The following is a 22,739-nucleotide window of genomic DNA, read 5'->3' as shown; positions in this document are numbered from 1 at the left end:
CGGTGTTTTTTTTAACGAAAAAATGCAGTATCAGTTTCACGCAGTGCCCGTGAGCAACACCCGGATGTGCCCATGACACAAAGAACAAGAACCATCGCCTTCTTCCCCGAGGCCAGCTTCGGCGCCGCGCTGAACTGCATCGGCATCGCCCAGGCCCTGCGCGAACTTGGCGCGCGCCCGGTGTTCATCTGCCATGCGCATTTCCAGGGCATCTTCGCCGAGTACGGTTTCGCCGAGTACCCGTTGCAACTGGACTCGCCGCTGTCCGCCGCCGACCACCAGCACTACTGGGAGCGCTTCATCGAGCGCAACGTGCCTTACTTCGACCAGCCGCCCCTGGCGCAGATCGACAGCTACGTGGTACCGGCCTGGGAAGCCATCATCGATACCGCCATCGAGTCGGAAAAACCGCTGCAGCAGTTGCTCGCCCGGCTCAAGCCCGACGCCATCGTGCTGGACAACGTGGTCAGCTTCCCGGCCATCGCCGCCGCCGGCTGCCCCTGGGTGCGCATGGTCTCGTGCGCGGAAACCGAGCTGCCCGACGCCGCCGTGCCGCCCTACCTGTCCGGCGCGAGCAGCAGTGATGGGCAGGCCTGCGCGATCTACCGCGAGCACTATCTGCAGGCGACCAAGCCCGCACACGAGCGCTTCGCCCGCTTCCTCGCCGAGTGCGGCCACCCCGCCTTGCCCGCCGGCCAGTTCCTCGAGGATTCGCCCTGGCTCAACCTGCTGCTGTCGCCGACGCCGGTGCGCTACGCGCGCGAAAAACCGCTGCCCGCCGAGCGCTACCTGTACCTGGACGGTTGCGTGCGCAGCGAGGCGCCGTACGTCCCGCCTCAGTTCCCCCGGCATGACGACGCACCGCTGATCTACGTGAGCTTCGGCAGCCTCGGCGCCGCCGACGTGGCGATGATGCGCCGGCTGATCGACGCCGTGGCGCAGCTGCCCTACCGCTTCCTGATCAACGTCGGCGCCTACCGCGAGCACTACGACACGGTACCGGACAACGTCTACCTCGACAGCTGGTACCCGCAGCCGGCGGTGCTGCGCGAGTGCCAGCTGTTCATCCACCACGGCGGCAACAACAGCTTCTGCGAGGCGCTGTACTTCGGCCTGCCGTCGGTGATCATCCCCTACTGCTGGGATGGCCACGACAACGCCCGGCGCGCCGAGGAAGTGGGCGTAGCGCGCTACCTGCCGCGCTTCGAGGACCCGCTGGCAGTCCTGCCCGCCGCCCTGGCCGAACTGCTCGCTGACAAGGCCATGGCGCAACGCCTGAGCGCCGTGCGCGAACAGATGCAGGCCTCGCGCGGCACCGAGGCGGCGGCAAGGGCAATTCTGGGCATCTGTTCGGACCAGGCCTGAGCCTTTCGATCCCGCTCGCTCCGTGCACATGCGGATGGACCGCCGCTCCGCCCTCGCCGCTTCCTGGCGGACGCAGGACAGCAGCGCCTTCAATTTGCACGGCACGACAAAAATTGTAGAGTGCCTGGATACCCCAGCGACTGCGCCACCTCGACTTCGGCGTCGTCCAACCCGCCGAAGCCTCAGGCGACGAGCGGCCGCCTTCGCGAACGACGAGAAAATGCATGACTGAATCGACCCTGCAGGGCGGCGAGGAAGCGGCGCAAGCCCCCGAGCCCGTCGGCCTGTTCGAGGCCTTCCTGTTCTGGCTGAAACTGGGCTTCATCAGCTTCGGCGGGCCCGCGGGTCAGATCGCGATCATGCACCAGGAGCTGGTGGAGCGCCGCCGCTGGATCAGCGAGCGACGCTTTCTTCACGCGCTCAACTACTGCATGTTGCTGCCCGGCCCCGAAGCCCAGCAACTGGCCACCTACATCGGCTGGCTGATGCACCGGACCTGGGGCGGAGTCATCGCCGGGGCGCTGTTCGTGCTGCCCTCGCTGTTCATCCTGATCACCTTGTCGTGGGTCTATATCGCCTTCGGCGAAGTGCCGGTGGTTGCCGGCATCTTCTACGGCATCAAGCCGGCGGTGACGGCCATCGTGCTCCACGCGGCCCATCGCATCGGCTCGCGGGCCCTGAAGAATGGTTGGCTATGGGCCATGGCCGGGGCGTCCTTCGTGGCCATCTTCGCGCTCAACGTGCCCTTCCCGCTGATCGTGCTGATGGCAGCCGTGCTGGGTTACCTGGGCGGTCGCTGGCTGCCGGGCCACTTCGTCATCGGCGGCGGACACAACGCCGCCAGGACCAGTTATGGCCCGGCGGTGATAGACGACGATACGCCTACGCCCGCGCACGTGCGCTTCCGCTGGCAACACCTGCTGCGGCTGGCGGTGATCGGCGCCGCCCTGTGGGTTCTGCCCATGGCCCTGCTCACCGCTTCTTTCGGTTGGAACGGCACGCTGACCCAGATGGGCTGGTTCTTCACCAAGGCCGCGCTGCTGACCTTCGGCGGGGCCTATGCGGTGCTGCCCTACGTCTACCAGGGCGCGGTCGGCCATTATGGCTGGCTGTCGCCGACACAGATGATCGACGGCCTGGCCCTGGGTGAAACCACACCCGGCCCGCTGATCATGGTGGTGGCCTTCGTCGGTTTCGTTGGCGGTTATGTTCATCCGATGTTCGGCGCCGATCACGCCTTCCTTGCCGGCGCCGTCGCCGCCAGCCTGGTCAGCTGGTTCACCTTCCTGCCGTCGTTCCTGTTCATCCTCGCCGGCGGCCCGCTGGTGGAGTCGACGCATAACGAGCTGAAATTCACCGCACCGCTGACCGGCGTCACCGCCGCCGTGGTCGGCGTGATCCTCAATCTCGCGCTGTTCTTCGGCTATCACGTGCTCTGGCCGCAAGGCTTCGCAGGCACGTTCGACTGGCCCTCGGCACTGATCGCCATCGCCGCGGCAGTTGCGCTGTTCCGCTTCAAGCGCGGCGTAATCCAGGTGTTGCTTGGCTGCGCGCTCGCGGGTCTGGCAGTGCATTTGCTGCGCGGCTGACAGCAGCGCCAACGGCAGGCGCAGGGCATGATGACCGCCAGGCCAAAAGGTCATGCCTAAAGGTTCTGCAGGATTTCTCCGCCTCGCTCCACAGACACCGCAGCGGACACCACGCTGATCTACGCCCCTGCCGCCGCCCTGGCGATGGTGATCGACCGGATGACGCAGGGATATGCACGGCCAGCTCGCTGAGAAGCTGCGGCGTTCCGGAACTTGCCTGGCGGCGCGCCCCGCCGCCAGGCCACCGCAGATCAGCCGGCGAGGAACGCCCGCTGCTGCGCCAGGTCCTGCTCGGCCTGTCGTTCCAGGCCGATGAAGCGCATCACCCGCTCGCCGCAGTCGCCGTTGCGGATGCTCGCCGGCGCGGCGTCGACCTGCACCTGGCCGTGCTCCATGAAGATCACCCGGTCGGAAATCGACAGGGCGAAGTCCATCTCGTGGGTGACGATCACCATGGTCATGCCTTCCTTCGCCAGGTCGCGGATCACGTTGAGCACATCGCCCACCAGCTCCGGGTCCAGCGCCGAGGTCGGTTCGTCGAACAGCATGATCGCCGGCGCCATGGCCAGCGCGCGGGCAATGGCCACGCGCTGCTGCTGGCCGCCGGAGAGCTGGTGCGGGTACTTGTTCGCATGGGCCAGCAGGCCGACCTTGTCCAGTAGCGCCAGGGCCTTCTGCTCGCAGATGTCGCGCCCGGCCAGGCCGTGGAAGCGCGGCGCCAGGGTGACGTTGTCGAGGATGGTGCGGTGCGGGAACAGGTTGAAGTTCTGGAACACCATGCCGATGTGCTGCACGCCCTCGCGCAGGCGCGCAGGGTCCGGCTTGCCGGCTTCGATGTAGGGCTTGCCGAACAGCTCGGTAGCGCCGCCGTCGATGCTCTCCAGGCCGTTGACGGTGCGAATCAGCGAGGTCTTGCCGGAGCCGGACGGACCGATGATCGAAACCACCTCGCCGTTGCCCACGCTCAGGTCGACGCCCTTGAGGACTTCATGGGTGCCGTAGCTCTTGCGGATACCCTTGAGCTTCAGCGCGGGCGGCGCACCGGCCGGGGCGACCTCACGACTGGCCACGGGGGTTGCCGGCAGGTTCTTGCGCAGGCTGTCCAGGGCTTCGGCGGCCAGGGTGTCCGGCTTGCGGGCGCTGAGGTCCAGGCGGTGCTCCAGGTACTGCAGGCCCCAGCCGAACAGGGTGACGATCAGCACGTAGTAGATGGCCACCGCCGAGAGGGTTTCCATGACCAGGAAGTTCTGCGCATAGAGGCGCTCGCCGACCTGCAGCAGCTCGGTGAGGGAAATGACCGAGACCAGCGAGGTCAGCTTGACCACGGTGACGTACTCGTTGATCAGCGTCGGCAGCGAGATGCGGAACGCCTGCGGAATGACGATCAGGCGCTGGATGCCGATGCCGCCCATGGCCAGGGCGCGACCAGCTTCCTTCTGGCCCTTGGCCACGGAGATCAGGCCGCCGCGATGGATCTCGGCCATGTACGCCGCTTCGGTCAGCACCAGGGCCAGCAGGCCGGAGATGAACGGGTTGGACAGCAGCACGCCGCTGGCCGGGAAGAGCTGCGGCAGGTTGTAGACGAACACCACCAGCACCAGCAACGGCACGCTGCGGAAGAACCAGATGTACAGCGCTGTCGGCGCACGCAGCCAGCGCGATCCGGAGAGCTTGGCGCAGGCGAGGAAGAAACCCAGGACCATGCCGATCAGCCAAGTCAGAGTGCTCAGCTCGATCACCGTGACGCACGCTTTCCAGAAATCCGGCAAGGAGAACAGGGAGAAGAAGTAGGACCAGTCGAATTGCATGGAGACCTCGGCGAACGAGGCTGGCGCGAGGCCAGCCCCGTCTTTCATGTTGCGTTAAAGCGAAATCACTCGGTCGCCGGAGCTTCTTCCAGAGCGTACTTCTTCAGCAGGGCAGCGAATTCGCCGCTGTCCTTGGTCTTCTGGAAGGCGCTCTTGAGTGCGTCGTACAGCTCCTGGTTGCCCTTCTTCACGTACATGCCCAGGGTCTGCTTGTAGATCAGCTCGCTGGAGCTGACCACCACGCGGCCCTTGGAGCGCTCGGCGATCATGTGCGCGGCGCCGGAAATCTCCACCTGGGCCTGGACGTTCTTCGACAGCAACGCCTGGGTCACTTCCGGCGCGGACGGGTATTCGCTCACGCTGATGGCGCCCTTGCCGTTGGGTACGCAGTAGGTCTTGGACAGCTCCTCGAACTTCGGCACCCAGGTGGTGCCCTTTTCCAGGCCGATCTTCTTGCCGCAGAGGTCTTCGGGCTTCGCCGGGCGATCGGTGCTGTCGGCCGGGACCATGATGGCTGCGCCGGTCTGCGCGTAGGGGATTGCCAGGGCCTGCGCGGTACGCTCGGGTGTGACGTACATGCCGGAGATCACGGCGTCGAAGTGGCCGGCGTTCAGACCCAGGATCAGCCCGGAGAACTTGGTGTTCACGAAGCTCGCCTTGAGGTCCATATGCTTGGCCAGCAGCTCGGCCAGCTCGGGGTCGGACCCCACCACCTTGTCGCCGTCGTAGGACTCGAAGGGCGGATAGGTGATTTCCATGCCGACCTTGAATTGCCCCGGCGTGGCGGTCAGGGCGGCGCTGGCGGTCTGCAGGGTACCCAACAGGGCGGCGCCGACAATGGCGGCGGCCAGGAGAGTGCGGGGGGTTTTCAGCATGGTGATTGCTCCAGTCTAGGGTTGCGCGCGGCTCAGGAAGGCTGCGTCTGTTTTTTCAGGTGGCCGAAGCTGGACGGCTTGCGCGCCCGCTCCGGCAGTGCCAGCTCACCGTCGGCGACCTTGCGGCGCAGGTAGCTGTAGGTCTGCAGCGCCTGGCTCCACATGTGCTCGCCGATGGCGATGGTTTCGTACTCCTGGGCGCCGTTGTCGAACTGGGGCAGCGGACGGATCTGCGTGTGGTAGTCGCAGGCGTAGAACAGCGGGAACGAGTAGCGCTCCTCGCGCACCGTGCGGACCCGGTGGGCGGTCGCGACGAAGGCGCCGTTGGTCATCACCTCCAGCATGTCGCCGATGTTCACCACGAAGGCACCCGGCACCGGCGGCGCGTCGATCCATTCGCCGTCCTCGTTCATCACTTCCAGGCCCGGCTGGGTGGCATGCAGGATGGTGAAGCACTCGTAGTCGGTATGCGCCCCGATGCCCGGTGCGTCCTGCGCCTCGCCGTCGAAGGGGTAATGGATCAGGCGCAGTTTCGACGGCGGCCGGCTCACCAGCGGGTCGAAATAGCCCTCCTCCAGGCCCAGCGCCAGGGCGAAGCCGTCGAACAGCTTGCGGCCGAGGGCGAACACCGCCTGGTAGTAGGCGCTCACCTGCTGCTGGAAGCCGGGCAAGTCCGGCCAGCGGTTCGGCCCGAGCAGCGGCGTGCCGGCCAGCACCAGCGGGTCGTCGGCGGCCACTTCGAAGCCGACGTCGAAGGCTTCCTTGTGGTCCGGCTTGCCCTTGGCGTAGACCTCCTCGCCTTCCGGGACGAAGCCCTTGTGGCTTTCCGAGACGCCGATGTAGTGGCGCATCTTGGCTTCCAGCGGCTGGGCGAAGTAGTCCCGTGCAGCCGCCTGCAGGCCCTCGATCAGCTTCGGATCAAGACCATGGTTGCGGATGTAGAGGAAGCCCACTTCTCGGGCCGCCTTGCCCAGTTCGTCCGCCACCGCCTGGCGTTCCTCCAGGCGCGGGCTGAACAGCCCGCCGATGTCGATGACGGGAATGGAGGTGAAGGCTCTGCTCGCTTGCTCCTGCATGTTCGATGGCTCCATCGGTTCGGATTCAGGATTGGAGGAAACGCTGGAAGTGGTGTCGCTCTTCGTCGGCCATCCAGCGGTTCAGGGCCCACAGATCGGCGACCGGGGCATTGGTGAAAGGCAGGTGGTGCAAATAGCCGTCCGGGCCGAATTCCGGGGTCAGAGTCGTTGTCTCTTGGCCGCGAGCCCGCTGGGCACGCCACACGGCCTCCCAGTGCCGCTGGTGGAAGGCCAGCGCCTTGGCGTATTCCGGCGCGCCGGGGTGCGGCACTTGCGGCCCCTGGTCGTAGCCGACGCGGGCCTGGATGTGCTGCACGCGCTCGACGAAAGGCGCGAGATCATCGGCGGGGTCGTCGAGCAGGCGCTCGCAGACCACCACCCAATGGCTGATATCGGTGGTGAAGCGCAGCTCGGGCACCTGGCGGATCAGTTCGAGGGTCACCCAGGGGCTGTACAGCGAGCGTGCGCGGTGAATCTCGAAGAGGCAGGTCAGTTCCTGCGCGGCGGCCAGCTCCAGGGCGCGGCCGAAGAAGTCGACCTGCGCGGCAAGCGGCCAGCGATCGTTGCCGGCCAGGGTGTTGACCAGGCGCGGCGACAGTTCGGCGGCGTAACCCAGCTTGCGCTGCAGGTCGTCCAGGTGATTCTGCGGGCTGGCCGCCTGGTCGGGCAGCACGTCGTGGGCGGTGAACAGGGTCGCGATATAGGGCACCCCTTCTGCTGCCAGCAATCGTGCATATTCGGCGCGGATGGCAGGCTCCAGGGGCAGCCGCGCTTCCAGGCCGTCGAAGCCGGCCTCGCGCAGTTCGGCGATGGCCTGCGGCCAGCCACGGGTGTAGCCCCACAGGGTGCGGAAGATTTCGAGTCGCATGAACGAACTCCGGGCAGGGTTAACCGCGCCGTCGGGCACGGCGAAGAATTCGGCAGGAGGTTCAGCGCACGGGCGCGGCGGCTGAAAGCGTCAGGCGTCGAAACGCGTCGGCGGATGCTGGGAAGGAGGTGGAGCGGAAAAACTGCGCAAGCATGGACATGGTGATATTCCTCTGACAGACCGCTGCTTCGCGGGCCTGTACTCGCCGATTGTTGTTGTATGCCTGGCGTGTGGTCGCCGGGCTTTGGCAGTAAGGAACAACAGCACGGCCGGAGCTTTTCAGACGCTCCGGTCCGCGTAGACCAGACCTCAGCGGCCTGGTGTGAATGCAGTTGTCGCAGCTTGATGGGCTGGAGAAAATAGCCCTGTGCAAATAATTACTTCAGATTTTTCAAAAGTAATTTTCCTTGAATGAAGCGGGAATTCGCTCGGCAGAACACAGCACCGGACAGGTCGTCCGATCGTGGCGCGCCGCCCTGGCGAGCCGTCTGGGGGTGGTCCGACACCCGGAGGGAAAATGCCTGACGCCGGGCGGCATCAGGCAGTGGGCGAGTGCTGTGGCTCCGCCGCTTGCAGCAGCAGCCAGTCGATCAGCTCGCGCAATTGCGGCGACGTCTCGCGGCGTTCGGGATACACCAGGTAATACGCCGCCCCCGTGCGCACCTTCAGTTCGAAAGGCGCCACCAGTCGCCCAGCGCGAAGGTCATCACCGATCAGCGCCCAGTCGCCCATGGCCACGCCGGCGCCCTGGGTGGCCACCGAAACGGCGAGGTCGAGGGTGTCGAAGTGCTGGCCCTTGCCCATGTTGCTGACCCGGGTGCCGGCCGCGGACAGCCAGGCCTCCCAGTCGCGCTGGTCGCGGGTCGGGTGCAGCAGCATGTGCCGCTCCAGGTCCTCCAGGGCGCCCAGGGGCAGCGGGCCGTGCAGCAGTTGCGGGGCGCAAACCGGCGTCAGTTGCTCGTCGAACAGCCGATGGCAAGCCGGGCCGTCCTTCTTCTGCACGCTGTAGACCACCGCGGCGTCGAACTCCTCGCTACGAAAATCCACCGAGTGCTGTACGGTGGTGGTCAGCTCCACCGGCACGTCCGGACGCTCGGCCTGCCATTGCAGCAGCCGTGGCAACAGCCAGCGCATGATGCAGGTTGGCGCCTTGAGTTGCAGTGCCTCGCGCTTGCCACCGACCTCCTCCATCGCCTCTTCGATCAACGCGAACACCTGCTGGATGCGCGGCAGCAGCTCGCGCCCCTGGGGCGTGAGGGTCAGGCCGCGTGCCTGCCGCTGGAACAGCGTATAGCCCAGATGGCTTTCCAGACCGGCGATCTGCCGGCTCACCGCGCCCTGGGTGATATGCAGGAGGCCGGCCGCGCGGGTGAAGTTGCAGCATTGCGCGGTGACCAGGAAGGTGTGCAGGGCAGGCAGAGGGGGCAAGCGCTTCATCGGGGCTCAGGCATGAGGTGAAGACATGCCTAGTATGACAAATTTTGGTTTGTCAGCGCCCTCGCCCGACAGGTCCAATGCCGTCTCCCCGCGCGCTCCCGCCTCTGCCTGCCGCCCGGTTTTCCAGGTGGAGACACCGCGATGACGCGCCGGACCGACGACCCACAATAAGGATGAAGTCCATGGCCACATGCGGCGAAGTACTGGTGAAATTGCTCGAAGGCTACGGCGTCGAGCAGGTGTTCGGCATCCCCGGCGTGCATACCGTGGAGCTCTATCGCGGGCTCGCCCGCTCGAAGATCCGCCACGTCACGCCGCGCCACGAACAAGGCGCCGGCTTCATGGCCGACGGCTATGCGCGCACCAGCGGCAAGCCCGGCGTGTGCTTCATCATCACCGGCCCGGGCATGACCAACATCGCCACGGCCATGGCCCAGGCCTACGCGGACTCGATTCCCATGCTGGTGATCTCCAGCGTACAAGCGCGCAGCCAGCTAGGCGGCGGTCGAGGCAAGCTGCACGAGCTGCCCTCGCAGAGCAGCCTGGTCGCCGGTTGCAGCGCCTTCTCCCACACCCTGATGTCGGCCGCCGAACTGCCGGCCGTGCTGGCCCGCGCCTTTGCCCTGTTCCAGGCTGGCCGGCCGCGTCCGGTGCATATCGAGATTCCCCTCGACGTGCTGGTGGAAGACGCCGACGCGCTGCTGTCGAGCCAACCGATCCGGGTATCCCGCGCCGGCGCAGCGCCGGAGGCGGTGACCGAAATGGCTGGCCTGCTCGCAAGCGCACGACGCCCGTTGATCCTCGCCGGCGGCGGTGCCGTCGACGCCGGACCGGCTCTGCAGCGACTGGCCGAGCGCCTGCAGGCGCCGGTGGCGCTGACGATCAATGCCAAGGGCCTGCTGCCCTCGCAGCATCCCCTGCTGATCGGCTCGACGCAGTCCACCGACGCCACCCGCGAACTGGTCAATGAGGCCGACGTGGTGCTCGCGGTCGGCACCGAGCTCGGCGAAACCGACTACGACGTGACCTTCGCCGGCGGGTTCAAGATCCCTGGCGCGCTGCTGCGCATCGATATCGATCCCGACCAGACCGTGCGCAACTATCCGCCGCGAGCCGCGCTGGTGGCCGACGCCGGGCTGGCCCTGGATGCTCTGCTGGGCGCCCTGGAGGACCGGAATCCGGCGGTCGATACGGAGCATTGGGGCTGCCGCCGTGCCGGCCGCCTGCGCGAAGCGGTGCTGGCCTCGCTGGACGACAACCTGCGTGCCCAGACCCGCTTCCTGCGCGTTGCGCTGGAGGAGCTGCCCGACGCGGTACTGGTCGGCGACTCGACCCAACCGGTGTACACCGGCAACCTGACCCTGGACCTTGAGAAGCCACGCCGCTGGTTCAACTCCTCCACCGGCTACGGCACCCTCGGCTATGCCCTGCCGGCCGCCATCGGCGCCTGGCTGGGAGACGCCACGCGACGCCCGGTGCTGTGCCTGATCGGCGACGGCGGGCTGCAATTCACCCTGCCGGAACTGGCCAGCGCGGTGGAAGCGCACGTCCCGCTGATCGTCCTGCTGTGGAACAACCACGGCTACGAGGAAATCAAGCGCTACATGGTCAACCGCGACATCGAGCCGGTCGGCGTCGACATCTACACCCCCGACTTCGTCGGCGCGGCCCGGGCGCTGGGCTGCAAAGCCCATCGCGCCAGCGACGAAGCGGCGCTGCGAGCCGCGTTGCGGGAAGCCAGCGCCTGCTCACTGCCCACCCTGATCGAGATCGACCAGGCCTCCTGGATGAGCAGCCAGGGCTGACACCTCACTCTCCCTGCCGCACCCGGGCGGCAGGGGTCCTTCCGGGAAACTTTCCCGCCACGCGCCGATTCCACGGCGCGTCTTTTTTTTCGTTGAACCGCTCTGTGGCGGGCCTTTCAGGGAAGGTCTGCAGCCCGCGCATGGGCGCACGCCAGCCATGCATGCAAGACATGGCTTCGATGACATTTTTTCGATTGTTGGCACTACGCCGAGGTCGCAGGATGACCCCGCCGAACAGCCTGCGCCCCCCGGATTCCGGGACCGCCAGGCGTATCCGGCCCGCGGGGGTCGACAGCCCTGACCTCCCGCAGCACACCCGTGACCTTCCTAAACAAAAGCGATAAGAGCAAAGGAGTCCCCGATGGGCGAGCGTGATTTCAGCAGAAGGCAATTCATCAAAACGGTAGGCGCTGCCTCGGTGGCCGCGGCTGCCCTGTCCATGCCCTTCATCCGGGCCAGCGCCAGCGACAACCGCTTCCAGGGCAAGACCCTGCGCCTGCTCACCTGGTCCGACGACACCGGCCTTGCGGCGCTGCGCAATATCGCCGCGACCTTCGAGGCCAAGACCGGCGCCAAGGTGATCGCCGACCGTACCGGCAGCACCTCGGAGATGGTCGCCAAGCTCAAGGCCGGCGGCGACCGCCCGCAGTACGACGTCATCACCCTGGCCGGCGTCGGCGCCGAGGGCCTGGCCAGCGCCGGGCTGCTGGAGAAACCCGACCTCAACCGCCTCCCCAACCTCAAGGACGTACCGGCGCAGTACCAGACCGGCGCCGACGGCCACGGCATCGGCTACCTGCTGTGGTGCAACAGCCTGGTTTACAGCACGCGCACGGTGAAGGACGTGCCCGACAGCTACGCGGCCCTGTGGGATGAGAATTACGCCGGGCGCCTGTTCCTGCCGCCGCCGAACTGGACCGAGGCCATGGACCTGATCATCATCGCCGCCAAGCTGGCCGGCGGCGACGAGCACAACATCGAGCCCGGCTTCAAGAAGCTCGAAGAGCTCAAGGACCGTGTCATGACCCTGGGCGAGAACCCCAACCAGATCGCCGAGCTGTTCCGCACCGGCTCGCTGGATATCGGCGGCCTCTACGCGCCGGCGTTCTTCCCCAAGCAGATCCGCGATCCCAACTACGGCCTGGGCGCCACCTTCGGCATGAAGGAAGGTTTCTACACCGACCTGATGCTCTCGGTGCTGCCCAGGAGCCGTCCGGGCGACATCGACCTGGCCCACGCCTTCATCGACCACTCCCTCGACCCCCACGTGCAGGGCAAGATGGCCGAGGACATCTTCAACGGCCCGGTCAACGCCAAGGCGATCATCTCCGCCGAAGCGCGCAAGAGCCCGTACATCCTCACCCCGGAGCAGATCGCAGAGAAGGCGATCATGCACGACAACGCCTTCCTCTCCACCGTCCACGACCAGTGGATCCGCCGCTACACGGAAATCTTCTCTTCCTGATGCAGCCATGGTCGCCACGGCGGCCATGAACCTTCGTGCGCAAGTGGCCGGAACCACCTGCGCGCGATGCGGACATCCTCCGTTCTGACGAGAGACGCGATATGCAATCGAGCAATCCGACCCGCCCGGTCGGCGTGGCGCCCCTGCGCCCGGCCCGGGCGTTTTCACCCACGGCGCGAGCCTGGCTGTTCCTCACCCCGTCCCTGTGTTTCCTTATCGTGCTCATCGCCGCCAGCCTGCTGGTGGTGCGCATGAGCGTCGGCGAGAACGGCGCCGAGTGGAGCGGCTTCAGCCTGGCCAGCTACGCCCAGCTGCTGCAGCCCTACTACCTCAAATCGCTGCTGCTGACGCTGCGCCTGGCCTTCGTCAGCGCGTTGATCGCCGTGCTGCTGGCCACCCCGGTCGGCTACAGCATGTCGCGCCTGCAATCGCCCCTGCTGCGGCGGATATTCCTCGCCGCCGTGCTGCTGCCGCTGCTGGTCAACCTGCTGCTGCAGAGCTACGGCTGGCTGGTGATCCTCGGCCCGGCGGGCATGCTCAACAAGGCCCTGCTTGCCCTGGGCCTGATCAAGCGCCCGGTGATGCTGCTGTACAACCAGAACGGCGTACTGATGGGGCTGGTACAGACCGCGTTCCCGCTCGCCGTACTGCCCATCGCCAGCGCCATGCGCGGCATCTCGCGCAGCTACGAGGAAGCGGCAGCGACCCTTGGGGCCAGCCGCTTCCAGGTGTTCCGCCAGGTGGTGTTGCCCATGAGCCTGCCCGGCATTCTCACCGGCGCCACCCTGGTGTTCGCCTACAACGCCAGCAGCTTCGTGGTCCCACTGCTGCTGGGCGGGCGGCGCGTGCCGATGCTCGCGGTGATGGTCCATGACCAGATCGCTCCGCTGATGAACTGGCCGGCCGCCTCCGCCGCCGGCGTGGTGCTGATCGTCACCACCCTCGCCATCATGACCCTGTCGGAAGTCGTCACCGGTCGTCGCCGGCGCATCCTGGAGGCTTCGCAATGAGCAACCTGTCCCGCCGCCAGCCCACCCTGCCGGGCGATACCGGCCGCTTCGCCCTGGTGCTTTCGGGCATCATCCTGCTGCTCGCCGTGCTGCCGATCCTGACAATGATCGTGATGTCCTTCAGTGGCGCGGCGAACCTCGACTTCCCGCCCAGCAGCTACAGCCTGCAGTGGTACCAGGCGGCCTGGCACACCTTCGTCTCGCCCGATGCCAGCGACGTGCTCAGCCTCGGCAAGGCGCTGAGCACCAGCCTGCTGGTGTCCTGCCTGACGATGGTTCTCGCCACCCTGGTCGCGGTGCCTGCGGCCTACGCGCTGACCCGTTGCGAGTTCCGCGGCAAGGCCGTCGCCCTGCAACTGATGTCGTTGCCGCTGGTGTTTCCCATGGTGGTACTGGGCCTGGCCCTGCTGCTGGTGTTCGACAGCCTGCCGCTGCACCTGGACACCTCGCGCCTGGTCATCGCCCACGTGATCCTCGCCCTGCCCTTCGTGGTGAAGAACTGCACGGCGGCCATGGTCGCCATCGGCAGCGAGGTCGAGGAAGCCGCGCAGATGCTTGGCGCCGCGCCGCTGCGCGCCATCGTCGATGTGGTCGTGCCGCTGATGCGCTCGGGCATCCTCGCCGGGATGCTGCTGGCCTTCATCGTCTCGTTCAACGAATTCACCGTGACCTACTTCCTCTACAACATCGACGTGATGACCGTGCCGATCTGGATGTACAGCCGCACCGTGTCCTCGCTCGACCCCACCGTGTTCTCGTTCGCCGTGCTGATCGTGCTGATCGACTTCGTCCTCATCTGGGCGCTGGAGAAGCTGGTTGGCGAAAGTGGCGTGTCGTTCTGATTCGAGGTGAAGAAATGAATGGATTGAAACTGCAAAACGTCGAGAAGCACTACGGCACCGCCTGCGCCGTGAAGGACGTGAACCTGCACCTGCCGCAGGGCAAGCTGGTCTGCTTCCTTGGCCCCTCCGGCTGCGGCAAGACCACGCTGCTGCGCATGATCGCCGGCCTGGAAAGCCTCAGCGGCGGCGAGATACTCCTGGACGGCGAGGACATCAGCCGGATCCCGGCGCACCAGCGCAACTTCGGCATGGTGTTCCAGTCGCTGGCGCTGTTCCCGCACATGACCGTCGGCGAGAACATCGCCTATCCGCTGAAGCTGCGCGGAGTCGGCAAGGCCGAGCAGCAGGCGCGCGTCGCCGAGCTGCTGCAGCTGATCCAGCTGCAGCAGATGGTCGACCGGCCTGTGGCCAAGCTGTCCGGCGGCCAGCGCCAGCGCGTGGCGATCGCCCGCGCCATCGCCTCGCATCCCAAGCTGCTGCTGCTCGACGAGCCGCTGTCGGCCCTCGATGCCAAGCTGCGCGAGTCGATGCAGGTGGAGATTCGCCAGCTGCAGCAGCGCCTGAACATCACCACCATCATGGTCACCCACGACCAGCGCGAGGCCATGACCATGGCCGACGTCGTGGTGGTGCTGGGCGAACACCGCATCCAGCAGGTCGGCACGCCGATCGAGATCTACCGCAATCCGGCCAACGCCTTTGTCGCCGACTTCATCGGCTCGGGCAATATCTTCACCGCGACCGCGCTGGGCAACGGAGTGGTCGGGCTGCCTGGCGGCGGGGCACTGAACGCGGCGCACTGCCCCAGCATCCAGCCTGGGTCCAGCGTGCGCATGCTGGTGCGCCCGGAGGACCTGCAACTGTCGACGGAGCCGGTAGCCGCGGCCAATCGCCTGGATGGAACCGTGACCTTCATCCGCGACATAGGCGCGACCATCGAGACCACCGTCCAGTGTTCCGGCATCTCGCTGACCGCCCTCAGCATGCCCTGCCATGACATGGGCCTGCGCGTGGGCCAGGCCGTATCGGTGACCATTCCCGAACAGGCCTGCCGCGTACTCGGCGCCTGATGTGGCCGCGCCGGCCGCTGGGAGGTCGCCGGCGCGCCGTTACACCGGTTTCGCAGTGCGGGTATCGCCGTATGGGACGGTGGGTTGGGTGACGGCATTCCCTGGTTCGTCCCGACATGCTATTGATGCCGGACATTTATCAATAGCGCGGCATTTCGATGAGCATCAATTTCGACCTGGACGACCTTCAAGCCTTCCGTGCCGTCGTCGAGAAAGGCAGCTTCCGCAAGGCGGCCGAGGCTGTGAAGATTACCCAGCCCGCGCTCAGCCGGCGCATCGAGAAACTCGAATCGGCGTTGAACGTGCGGCTGTTCGAGCGCACGACCCGCAAGGTGAGCCTCACCCCGGTCGGTCGCGCCTTCCTGCCGGAAGTCGAGCGGGTGCTCGATCACCTGGACAGTGCCTTGATGAGCATCGCCGAGGTCGCCTCGAGCAGGACCGAGCGCGTCACCATCGCCTGCGTGCCCTCGGCGGCCTATTACTTCATGCCCCAGGTGGTGAGCGAATTCCATCGCCTCTACCCGCGCATCAAGATCATGGTGCTGGACTCCAGCGCCAATGACGTCAACGCGGCGGTGGCCAGCGGCGAAGCCGACTTCGGCGTCAGTTTCAGCGCTCACCTGGACCCGGGGCTGACCTTCGAGCTGCTGCTCGAGGAGCGCTATGTGATGGCCTGCCGGCGCGACCACCCCCTGGCCGACCGGCCTTCGGTGACCTGGAACCAGATGTACGAGCACGACTACATCTCGCTGGACAAGACGTCGGGTAATCGCCTGATCCTGAGCCAGGCCCTGAAGCGCCTGCACCCAACCCGGCAAAGCATCTGCGAAACGCGGCATGTGACCACGGCCATCGGCCTGGTCGAGGCCGGACTGGGCGTTGCGGCGGTGCCGTCGATCGCCATGCCGCGGACGCATCACCCGCTGCTCACCGCCGTGCCGCTGGAGGAGCCGCAGGTGGTGCGCAACGTCGGCCTGATCAAGTGCCGCGGACGCGCGCTGACGCCCGCGGCACTGGAGCTGGAGCGGCTGGTCAGGGACATGCCGGTGCAGTCAGCGGGGGATTGAGTCCAGCCCGCTCGACTGGATCACCGGCTGCGCAGCCGGCGAGGACAGGTAGGCCAGCAGCGCCCTGGCCTGCTCCGGATGCCTGGCGTTGCGCACAATACCGGCGGAGTAACGGGTGATGGACTGCAGGCTTTCCGGAATCCTGCCGACGAACGTCACCCCGGGGACGGGCAGCAGTTCGGCCACCTGCTGGAAGCCGATCTCGTATTGCCCCGAGGCCACCACCGAAGCCACCGGTATCCGCTCGATCATCCGGGCCTTCGAGGCTACCGACTGCTGCACACCCAGCTTGCGGAACAGCTCGTTCTGGATGTACACCCCGCTGGCGCTGTCGGAGTAGGCAAGCGACCTGGCATCGAGCAGGGTCTTTCTGAACGCGTCTTCGGAGCCGATGTCCGGCTTGGCAGCCCCCTGCCTCACCACCATGCCGATGCGCGAATCCGCCAGTTCGACCTTGGAAGCCGGGTCGACCCTGCCCTGGTGGATCAGCTCATCCAGCGCATAGCCCACCATGATCACCACATCGGCGTTCTCGCCCCGCTCGAGCCGCTTGGGTATGGCCTCGCGGGCCTGCCCCATGGACGGGCCAAGCACCGTATGGATCGTGTCGCCGCTGCGCTCGGCGAAGTTCGCGCTCAACTGTTTGAATGCCGCGGTGAATCCGCCGGAGGTCATGACATCCAGCTCCTCGGCCGATGCGGCGCCATTGAGCGCGCAGAGGCCGATGGCGAGCGCGGCAAGGTGTTTCGCCAATCTCTTCATCAGGGGGTCTCTCAGTCAGGCTGGCTGCGCAACGCGCGCGGAGCTGTCGCGATACAGCAGCAGGGTCGAGCAGAGCGCACAAAGCGCGGCGAAGGTCATCCAGTATCCCGGTGCGCCCTTGTCGCCGCTCAGGTGGATGAGCCAGGTACAGATCGCCGGCGTGAAGCCGCCGAACACCGCCGTCGCCAGGCTGTAGGCCAACGAGAAACCCGCGACCCGAACCTCGACCGGCATGATCTCGGTGAGGGCCGGGATCATCGCCCCGTTGTAGAGGCCATAGAGGAAGGACAGCCAGAGCAGGACCTGCAGCATGTGTCCGAAGCTGGGTGAAGCTGCCAGGAAGGACAGTGCCGGATAAGCCGTGAAGACAGCCAGGAGCGTCATGGCGATGAGCATGGGCTTGCGCCCGAAACGATCGCTCAGATGACCGCCGATGGGCAGCCAGACGAAGTTCGAGACGCCGACGAGCAGAGTGACGAGCAAGGCATCCGTGGCGCTGAGGTTGAGGACGCTCTTGCCGAAGGTCGGTGCGTACACGGTGATCAGGTAGAACGCGGTGGTGGTCATGGCCACCATCAGCATGCCAGCCACGACGACGTTCCAGTTCCGCCCCAGCGTGGCGAACACCTGTTTCATCGTCGGACGCTGGGCGCGCCGGGTGAACTCCTCGGTTTCCTCGAGGCTGCGGCGGAGCACGAAGATGAAGGGGACGATCACACAACCCACCGCAAAGGGAATCCGCCACCCCCAGTCGGCCACCACCGCCGGCGCCATGAACTGGTTCAACGCGTAGCCCAGTGCCGCGGCCACCACGATGGCCGCCTGCTGGCTCGCCGACTGCCAACTGGTGTAGAAGCCCTTGCGCCCCGGCGTCGCCATTTCCGCCAGGTAGACCGAGACGCCGCCAAGCTCGGCGCCAGCGGAAAAGCCCTGCAGCAGCCGCCCGACCAGCACCAGCAACGGCGCCCAGAGACCGATGGTGGTGTAACCCGGCACCAGGACGATCAACAGCGTGCCGCTGGCCATGATCGACAGCGTGACGATCAGGCCTTTCTTGCGCCCCGCATCGTCGATGTACGCGCCGAGGATCACCGCGCCGAGCGGACGCATCAGGAACCCCGCGCCAAACACCGCAAAGGTCATCATGAGCGAGGCGAACTCGCTGGAGGACGGGAAGAAAACGGCAGCTATCTGTGTGGCGTAGAAGCCGAAGAGAAAGAAATCGAACTGCTCGAGGAAGTTACCCGAGGTCACTCGAAACACGGCGCCCGCCTTTGAGCGTGCGGACGGCGAGCCCGATTGTGGGAAGGCATGCATAGGTCATTTCTCCAGCGATCTTATTTGGGCTTGTTGGCGCTTGCGACAGCCCGATTCTGCTGGACACACTTTGAAACGATAAGTGCTATGTTTGCATGCATTGATGCATGTCGCTGATCAATCGATGCAGAAGACACTGTGATCGGGCCCCGTGGCTCCCGCCACGAATGCAGGACAGCCGCCACAGGCCGCGCCGTGCTTCCCTCAGATGAGCCGATCCCCTCGTCCAGTGCACGCTTCGCTAACCTGTAACGCCGCTGTCCGGTGCGATGCTTCCGCCGCTTTTGCGAGATAATTGCCGCTCCTCTGCGCAGGCCCAGGGGGTTCGCTTGATGGCGCTCAAGGCCAGGACGTTGGTTGAATGGCATGAAGCGCATGGCTCCCTGGAAACTGGCCGAGACAGGCACATCACCGGAACGCTGCTGATAAGGAAATATCTTGCGATTGTCTGCCCCAGGGAAAAGCGGGACCGCCCCGGTCACCGTCGTGAAGCGTGACATCCACCTCGTGTTTCTGTTGCTGCTGATCATCGGCAGCTCGCTGGCCTCGCTGACGCTCTGGAAAGTGATGGCCTCCCGCAAGCAGGTGCTGGACGACATCAATGTCCATAGCCTCAACCTGACCCAGGCGCTGTCGACCTATTCCGAAGGCATAGTCCGGCAAAGCTCGCTGATCCTGCTCGGCCTGGTCGAGCGACTGGAAACCGAGGGCAGCGGGCCGGTGCAGATCCAAAGACTGCGACAGCTCGTCGGCCGCCAGCAGTCGCTGATGCCTCAGTTGAGCGGCGTGACGGTGTACGACCGCGACGGCCGCTGGCTGATGGCGTCGAACCGGCCGATTCCCGCCGGCGCGAACAGCAGTGACCGGGCTTTTTTCATCCACCACCGCAACGATCCCTCCCGCGAGCCGTTCATTGGCCTGCCGATTCGCAGCCGCTCGACCCAGGAATGGGTGATCACCGTCAGCCGCCGCTTCGATGATCCGAACGGCGAGTTCGCCGGTGTCGTCGCGGTGACCCTGGGCATCGAGAACTTCCTGCGCCTCTTCGGCCAGCTCGACATCGGCCGCGAAGGCGCCATCGGCCTGTCCTACACCGACGGCTCGCTGCTGGTGCGCTACCCCTTCCGCGAGCAGGACATGGGGCGCAATTTCTCGAAGTCGCCGATCTACGCCAAGTACCTGGTGGATCGCTCGGTCGGCACCGCCTCGTTCACCTCCAGCCTGGATGGCGTGGAGCGTCTCTATGCCTTCCGCAAGAGCGACAAGCTGCCGCTGGTGACGACGGTCGCGTTGGGCCGGAACGAGGCGCTGGCCGCCTGGCGTTTCGAAGCGCTGCTGTCGCTGCTGGTGGTGTCCGGCCTGCTGATGCTCACCAGCTTCGTCGGCTGGATGCTGATCCGCGACATCCGCCGTCGCGTGGCCGTGGAAAGCGAGTTGCGCATCGCCCAGCAGCAGTTGCTCGACAGCAACCAGAAGCTCGCGCACCTGGCCTTGAACGATCCGCTGACGGGGCTGGCCAACCGTCGCTGCTTCAACGAAACGCTGGATGTTGAGGTGCGCAGGGCGCAGCGCGAAAAAACCCCGCTCGCGCTGCTGATGGTCGATATCGATCACTTCAAGCTGTTCAACGACACCTACGGCCACCCCGCGGGCGATGCCTGCCTGCAGGAGGTCGGCAAGCTTCTCGCAGCCTGCGTACGCCGCCCAACCGACCTGGTAGCGCGGTATGGCGGTGAGGAGATGGCCGTGGTGCTGCCGCTCACCGATCAAGCCGGGGCGGCAGTGGTTGCGCAGATGATGCTCGACCAACTGGAGGAGAAAGCCATTCCCCACCGCTCCAGCCCGTTCGCAAGGGTGACCCTGAGCATCGGCATCGCCAGTGCCTCGGGTGCGGAACTGGACGGTTGGCAGTCCTTGCTCGACAGCGCCGATGCCGCGCTCTATGCCGCCAAGAGAATGGGCCGCAACCGGCTCCAGGCCGGTTGAAGCCCGGCGAAGGCGCGCGCCCGATGGGACAGAGCCCGGACGCCAGGCACGCCGGGGCAAAGCGCCTGGCAGGGCTTGATTCCAGAATTGTTTTTGCTAAATTTTTTCTGCCGTGTGGCTTGGAGAGCAGCAGCCGTACGGCCAGAGGCCGTATCGATCGATACGGCCTTTCTTGCTTTTGAGTGCACTGACGTCCCCGTTGCCGGAGGTCATGATGAATACCCATCCCCTCCCCTCGCTGGTCTGCCGCATCAACCAGAACATCAATGCCACCAGCGCCGCCATTCGGGAGCTCGCCGCCTGGGCGGAGGCAAGCGGATCACCGGAAACCGCGCAAGCCGTCCGGCGTCACCTGATGGTGCTGGAAGCGAACGCCCGGCCGATCAGCGAAGCCTTGGCAGAATGGATCGCGCGGCAAGCCGGAAACTGACGCCCGGCGCGGCGCAGACAACGTCCTGCGCTGGGTGAGCGCCGCCCGCGTTGCCGCTCAGCGCCCCGGATTCCCAGGCTCTTCCTCGCCTTGGCGAAAGCGCCACATGCTCGACCAGACACCGTCACGGCGAAGCAGGCCATGGACCAGCGCCGCCGCAGCGTGCACCAGGATCAGGGCGAAGAGACCATAGGCCATCCAGCCATGGGCGCAGCGCAGGATGCCGTAGAGGTCCGGATCGGCGTCGACCAGTGCCGGAATGCGCCACGACGCAAGACGCAGCGGATAGTCCGCGGCGCCCTGCATGGCCCACCCGAGCAGGATCTGTCCCAGCAGCAGGCCATACAGCGCGAAATGTACAGCCCCCGCCATGCGCCGTTGCCAGGGCGTTACCGAGGCCGGCAGCGCCGGGCGCGCCGTCAGAGCACGGACGAGCAGGCGGACCAACAGAAGAACCAGCAACGCCAGCCCCAGCTGCTTGTGCCAGGCGACCAGTTGCGGCTGGCTGCCGTCGACGCTGGCGACCATGGCGACGCCGATGAAGAGCATGGCGATCACCAGGACAGCCATCAGGCCATGCAGCAGGCGAAGCAACGGATGGAAGGAATCGACAGGCGCGCTCACGGTCGTGCTCCCAGGTGCTGGCTGGACGGCTGCCCTTCGAGGGTCCGCCGCCGGTAGGACTGCGCATAGGCCGAGGAGCGGGCGCGCAGGATGGCATCCCCGCTGGGTTCGACGCCGTCAGGCAGGACCAGCGGATCGAAGTTGAAGCCGTAGCAATCGCCGCCCAGCTGCGCGCGTGCCTGCTCCACCACCAGGGTGCCGGCGTCCACCTGCCTGCGCTCGGCAGGCCAGGCCTGGGTCGGATCGTCCGCCGGATCGCCGGCACCCGCCAGGACGAAACGCCAGGTCCAGCGCAGCGGCGCCGCTTGCAGGCGCTGCAGCAGGTCCTGCTGCAGCGCATCGTCGGCCACGCCGGCGGCGGCCAGGGGCGTGGCCGCCAATTGCGGCACCATCGACCAGCGAACCGCCTGGCGCTGTCCTTTGCCATCGACCAGAACGAAGGCATTGATACTGTTGTAGGCGGTACTGGCGAAGCTGTCGCTGGGCCGGTAGGACGCCGCCCAGGCCCGGAACCCTGCGCTTTCGGGATGCGCGTCGAAGAATGCCTTGACGCGCTGCGGATCGCTTTTGCCGGTCGCAGGGTCTGGCCGCATCGCCCCCATCTGCTCGTAGAAATCCTCCGGCGTGCGCACCGCGAGCACGGGCGGGTTGTTCATCGCCATGCGCCATTGCTGCCCGTCGGGCTGACGCAGCAGCAGCGCCATGCTGCGCACCGGCACGCTGGTATCCCCGGCGTGAGGATTGCCCGCACCGACTGACAAACGCCCCAGCACCGGCACCCGGCCCGCTCCCAGCAATGCCGCGCGGGAGAGTGGAGCCAGCGTGCCGTTCACCTCCAGGTAACCGCTGAAGCAGATGCCGCGTGGATGGGCGCGGCGATACCCCGGATGGACCCCGGCATTGGCCTCCATGCGGTCGATCAACTGTGCGCTGGTGAGCGGATGAGCGCCCAGCCAGCCCGCGCTCCAGGCAAACAGGCCGATGGCGCCGCACAAGACGCAGCCGATGGCGGCGCTGCGCAGCAGGCGTTGGTTTCGAGTCAAGGAAGGGGCGTCAGGCATGGTTTCGTCATCGGCAGGCGAAAGACATCACTCCGTCATCGGCGGAATGCTCAGGGGGGGGAATTATCTATACAAACACACAAATATGCACACAATTAACGAAGCACTTGTACGCACCCTCGATTTCCCCGCCTGCCTCGTTTCAAGCGTCATCGCTGGCTATCCGCCTGAGACACCCCCCTTCCGCACCGCGAATTCACTGAGAAGCTGTCATTGCCATTCATCCAATATCTGTACAACTATATTATTTTGTACAACCATTAGTGCAGGAACCTGGAGCTG

Annotated in this window: 19 protein-coding genes; 10 read left to right on the top strand and 9 right to left on the bottom strand. The window is 66.0% G+C overall.

Annotated features, from left to right (window positions below; translation table 11 throughout):
• Nucleotides 1–72: 72 nt before the first annotated feature.
• Complete coding sequence (locus MJ122_RS06215) at nucleotides 73–1,365, top strand: glycosyltransferase (protein ID WP_239743010.1); 1,293 nt, start codon at nucleotides 73–75, stop codon at nucleotides 1,363–1,365.
• Between the two features lie 224 nt (nucleotides 1,366–1,589).
• Nucleotides 1,590–2,954: a chromate efflux transporter gene (gene chrA, locus MJ122_RS06210; protein ID WP_239743008.1), complete on the top strand. Its 1,365-nt coding sequence runs from the start codon at nucleotides 1,590–1,592 to the stop codon at nucleotides 2,952–2,954.
• Between the two features lie 251 nt (nucleotides 2,955–3,205).
• Here the strand turns inward: chrA and MJ122_RS06205 are convergent, their stop codons facing one another.
• The 5 genes from MJ122_RS06205 to MJ122_RS06185 all read right to left on the bottom strand — a co-directional run bounded on the left by MJ122_RS06205 (nucleotide 3,206) and on the right by MJ122_RS06185 (nucleotide 9,018).
• The gene (locus tag MJ122_RS06205) at nucleotides 3,206–4,762 is read right to left on the bottom strand and encodes an amino acid ABC transporter permease/ATP-binding protein (RefSeq protein WP_239743006.1); all 1,557 of its coding nucleotides are present in this window, start codon (nucleotides 4,760–4,762) and stop codon (nucleotides 3,206–3,208) included.
• A 65-nt stretch (nucleotides 4,763–4,827) separates the two neighbouring features.
• Complete coding sequence (locus tag MJ122_RS06200; protein ID WP_239743005.1) at nucleotides 4,828–5,637, bottom strand: ABC transporter substrate-binding protein; 810 nt, start codon at nucleotides 5,635–5,637, stop codon at nucleotides 4,828–4,830.
• Between the two features lie 32 nt (nucleotides 5,638–5,669).
• Entirely contained in the window at nucleotides 5,670–6,713 is a 1,044-nt protein-coding gene (locus MJ122_RS06195; protein WP_088421098.1) for a 2-oxoglutarate and iron-dependent oxygenase domain-containing protein, read from the bottom strand.
• Nucleotides 6,714–6,738: 25 nt separating this feature from the next.
• Nucleotides 6,739–7,581, bottom strand: a complete 843-nt coding sequence (locus tag MJ122_RS06190; RefSeq protein WP_239743003.1) for a TIM barrel protein — start codon at nucleotides 7,579–7,581, stop codon at nucleotides 6,739–6,741.
• A gap of 537 nt (nucleotides 7,582–8,118) precedes the next feature.
• Nucleotides 8,119–9,018: a LysR substrate-binding domain-containing protein gene (locus MJ122_RS06185; RefSeq protein WP_239743001.1), complete on the bottom strand. Its 900-nt coding sequence runs from the start codon at nucleotides 9,016–9,018 to the stop codon at nucleotides 8,119–8,121.
• 182 nt (nucleotides 9,019–9,200) lie between these two features.
• Between MJ122_RS06185 and MJ122_RS06180 the strand changes: the two genes are divergently transcribed.
• The 6 genes from MJ122_RS06180 to MJ122_RS06155 all read left to right on the top strand — a co-directional run bounded on the left by MJ122_RS06180 (nucleotide 9,201) and on the right by MJ122_RS06155 (nucleotide 16,277).
• Complete coding sequence (locus MJ122_RS06180; protein WP_239742999.1) at nucleotides 9,201–10,823, top strand: 5-guanidino-2-oxopentanoate decarboxylase; 1,623 nt, start codon at nucleotides 9,201–9,203, stop codon at nucleotides 10,821–10,823.
• A gap of 361 nt (nucleotides 10,824–11,184) precedes the next feature.
• The gene (locus tag MJ122_RS06175; protein WP_239742997.1) at nucleotides 11,185–12,288 is read left to right on the top strand and encodes an extracellular solute-binding protein; all 1,104 of its coding nucleotides are present in this window, start codon (nucleotides 11,185–11,187) and stop codon (nucleotides 12,286–12,288) included.
• Between the two features lie 101 nt (nucleotides 12,289–12,389).
• The gene (locus MJ122_RS06170) at nucleotides 12,390–13,298 is read left to right on the top strand and encodes an ABC transporter permease (RefSeq protein ID WP_239742996.1); all 909 of its coding nucleotides are present in this window, start codon (nucleotides 12,390–12,392) and stop codon (nucleotides 13,296–13,298) included.
• Nucleotides 13,295–14,140, top strand: coding sequence for an ABC transporter permease (locus MJ122_RS06165; protein ID WP_239742994.1), 846 nt, complete (start codon nucleotides 13,295–13,297; stop codon nucleotides 14,138–14,140). Before MJ122_RS06170 ends, MJ122_RS06165 begins: the two co-directional genes overlap by 4 nt.
• A gap of 14 nt (nucleotides 14,141–14,154) precedes the next feature.
• The gene (locus tag MJ122_RS06160; protein ID WP_239742991.1) at nucleotides 14,155–15,210 is read left to right on the top strand and encodes an ABC transporter ATP-binding protein; all 1,056 of its coding nucleotides are present in this window, start codon (nucleotides 14,155–14,157) and stop codon (nucleotides 15,208–15,210) included.
• Nucleotides 15,211–15,368: 158 nt separating this feature from the next.
• Nucleotides 15,369–16,277 (top strand): LysR family transcriptional regulator, encoded by a 909-nt coding sequence (locus MJ122_RS06155; protein WP_088421091.1) that lies wholly within the window; start codon nucleotides 15,369–15,371, stop codon nucleotides 16,275–16,277.
• On the opposite strand, the gene MJ122_RS06150 is transcribed toward MJ122_RS06155, so the two are convergent.
• Nucleotides 16,263–17,039: a substrate-binding domain-containing protein gene (locus tag MJ122_RS06150; protein WP_239742990.1), complete on the bottom strand. Its 777-nt coding sequence runs from the start codon at nucleotides 17,037–17,039 to the stop codon at nucleotides 16,263–16,265. The genes MJ122_RS06155 and MJ122_RS06150 overlap by 15 nt on opposite strands.
• Before the next feature lie 15 nt (nucleotides 17,040–17,054).
• A complete protein-coding gene (locus MJ122_RS06145) occupies nucleotides 17,055–18,356 on the bottom strand; it encodes an MFS transporter (RefSeq protein WP_239742987.1) in 1,302 nt (433 codons plus the stop codon).
• 486 nt (nucleotides 18,357–18,842) lie between these two features.
• Here MJ122_RS06145 and MJ122_RS06140 point away from each other — a divergent pair, with 486 nt between their 5' ends.
• Both MJ122_RS06140 and MJ122_RS06135 read left to right on the top strand, forming a co-directional pair.
• A complete protein-coding gene (locus MJ122_RS06140) occupies nucleotides 18,843–20,342 on the top strand; it encodes a sensor domain-containing diguanylate cyclase (RefSeq protein WP_088421088.1) in 1,500 nt (499 codons plus the stop codon).
• A 214-nt stretch (nucleotides 20,343–20,556) separates the two neighbouring features.
• Nucleotides 20,557–20,772 (top strand): hypothetical protein, encoded by a 216-nt coding sequence (locus MJ122_RS06135; RefSeq protein ID WP_239742985.1) that lies wholly within the window; start codon nucleotides 20,557–20,559, stop codon nucleotides 20,770–20,772.
• A 57-nt stretch (nucleotides 20,773–20,829) separates the two neighbouring features.
• Here MJ122_RS06135 and MJ122_RS06130 read toward each other — a convergent pair whose 3' ends face one another.
• Both MJ122_RS06130 and MJ122_RS06125 read right to left on the bottom strand, forming a co-directional pair.
• Nucleotides 20,830–21,396 (bottom strand): cytochrome b/b6 domain-containing protein, encoded by a 567-nt coding sequence (locus MJ122_RS06130; protein WP_345772974.1) that lies wholly within the window; start codon nucleotides 21,394–21,396, stop codon nucleotides 20,830–20,832.
• Nucleotides 21,393–22,457, bottom strand: a complete 1,065-nt coding sequence (locus MJ122_RS06125; RefSeq protein WP_239742984.1) for a catalase family peroxidase — start codon at nucleotides 22,455–22,457, stop codon at nucleotides 21,393–21,395. The genes MJ122_RS06130 and MJ122_RS06125 overlap by 4 nt, the downstream gene beginning before the upstream one ends.
• Nucleotides 22,458–22,739: the final 282 nt, after the last annotated feature.

Source organism: Pseudomonas sp. DP-17 (assembly GCF_022380625.1).
Taxonomy (GTDB): Bacteria; Pseudomonadota; Gammaproteobacteria; order Pseudomonadales; family Pseudomonadaceae; genus Pseudomonas; species Pseudomonas nitroreducens_A.
The sequence above is the reverse complement of the archived record's forward strand: the minus strand, read 5'-3'. Positions and strand labels throughout refer to the sequence as shown.

Bases quoted from the DNA above. Each gene is read 5' to 3' on its own strand.
- MJ122_RS06125 (WP_239742984.1), bottom strand. From the start codon at position 22,457: ATGCCTGACGCCCCTTCCTTGACTCGAAACCAACGCCTGCTGCGCAGC.
- MJ122_RS06180 (WP_239742999.1), top strand. From the start codon at position 9,201: ATGGCCACATGCGGCGAAGTACTGGTGAAATTGCTCGAAGGCTACGGC.
- MJ122_RS06170 (WP_239742996.1), top strand. From the start codon at position 12,390: ATGCAATCGAGCAATCCGACCCGCCCGGTCGGCGTGGCGCCCCTGCGC.
- MJ122_RS06160 (WP_239742991.1), top strand. From the start codon at position 14,155: ATGAATGGATTGAAACTGCAAAACGTCGAGAAGCACTACGGCACCGCC.
- MJ122_RS06190 (WP_239743003.1), bottom strand. From the start codon at position 7,581: ATGCGACTCGAAATCTTCCGCACCCTGTGGGGCTACACCCGTGGCTGG.
- MJ122_RS06145 (WP_239742987.1), bottom strand. From the start codon at position 18,356: ATGCATGCCTTCCCACAATCGGGCTCGCCGTCCGCACGCTCAAAGGCG.
- chrA (WP_239743008.1), top strand. From the start codon at position 1,590: ATGACTGAATCGACCCTGCAGGGCGGCGAGGAAGCGGCGCAAGCCCCC.
- MJ122_RS06215 (WP_239743010.1), top strand. From the start codon at position 73: ATGACACAAAGAACAAGAACCATCGCCTTCTTCCCCGAGGCCAGCTTC.
- MJ122_RS06185 (WP_239743001.1), bottom strand. From the start codon at position 9,018: ATGAAGCGCTTGCCCCCTCTGCCTGCCCTGCACACCTTCCTGGTCACC.
- MJ122_RS06155 (WP_088421091.1), top strand. From the start codon at position 15,369: ATGAGCATCAATTTCGACCTGGACGACCTTCAAGCCTTCCGTGCCGTC.
- MJ122_RS06175 (WP_239742997.1), top strand. From the start codon at position 11,185: ATGGGCGAGCGTGATTTCAGCAGAAGGCAATTCATCAAAACGGTAGGC.
- MJ122_RS06135 (WP_239742985.1), top strand. From the start codon at position 20,557: ATGAATACCCATCCCCTCCCCTCGCTGGTCTGCCGCATCAACCAGAAC.
- MJ122_RS06150 (WP_239742990.1), bottom strand. From the start codon at position 17,039: ATGAAGAGATTGGCGAAACACCTTGCCGCGCTCGCCATCGGCCTCTGC.
- MJ122_RS06205 (WP_239743006.1), bottom strand. From the start codon at position 4,762: ATGCAATTCGACTGGTCCTACTTCTTCTCCCTGTTCTCCTTGCCGGAT.
- MJ122_RS06200 (WP_239743005.1), bottom strand. From the start codon at position 5,637: ATGCTGAAAACCCCCCGCACTCTCCTGGCCGCCGCCATTGTCGGCGCC.
- MJ122_RS06165 (WP_239742994.1), top strand. From the start codon at position 13,295: ATGAGCAACCTGTCCCGCCGCCAGCCCACCCTGCCGGGCGATACCGGC.
- MJ122_RS06195 (WP_088421098.1), bottom strand. From the start codon at position 6,713: ATGCAGGAGCAAGCGAGCAGAGCCTTCACCTCCATTCCCGTCATCGAC.